Source organism: Stenotrophomonas sp. YIM B06876 (genome assembly GCF_030711595.1).
In the GTDB taxonomy this organism is placed as follows: Bacteria; Pseudomonadota; Gammaproteobacteria; order Xanthomonadales; family Xanthomonadaceae; genus Stenotrophomonas.
The window spans coordinates 1-339 of the sequence record NZ_JAUJUJ010000657.1; the positions used below are offsets into that span (position 1 = coordinate 1).

Sequence of the window (339 nt, forward strand, 5' to 3'; positions counted from 1 at the left end):
TTGGCCAGCGTGGCGACCTCCCCGGCGGTCTGGCCGGGCTGGGTGTACTTGAAGAACGGGTGCGTCTCCAGCTCGCCCCAGCGCGCGGCAAAGTCGCGCTGCGCGTTGCGGTCTATGGCCTGGTCGCGGAAGAACAGCACCTTCCACTCCAGCAGCGCGCGCCGCAATTCGGCCAGGGTTTCATCGGGCAGGTCGCCGCCCAGGCGGATGCCGCTGATCTCGGCGCCTATCGTCGGCGTGACCGGCGCCAGCGTGAAGCGCGTGTAGGGGCGGCTGTCGAAGGACTCGGGCGTTCGCTGGGCAACGAGCGGACCGAACGCGGCCAGTACATCGGTGGGC

General features: G+C 69.9%; 1 protein-coding gene. It reads right to left on the bottom strand.

Annotation, left to right across the window (positions count from 1 at the left end; all coding sequences use genetic code 11):
* The coding region (locus tag QZH66_RS18900; protein ID WP_305807304.1) for a TauD/TfdA family dioxygenase at nt 1-339 on the bottom strand (339 nt) is incomplete at both ends.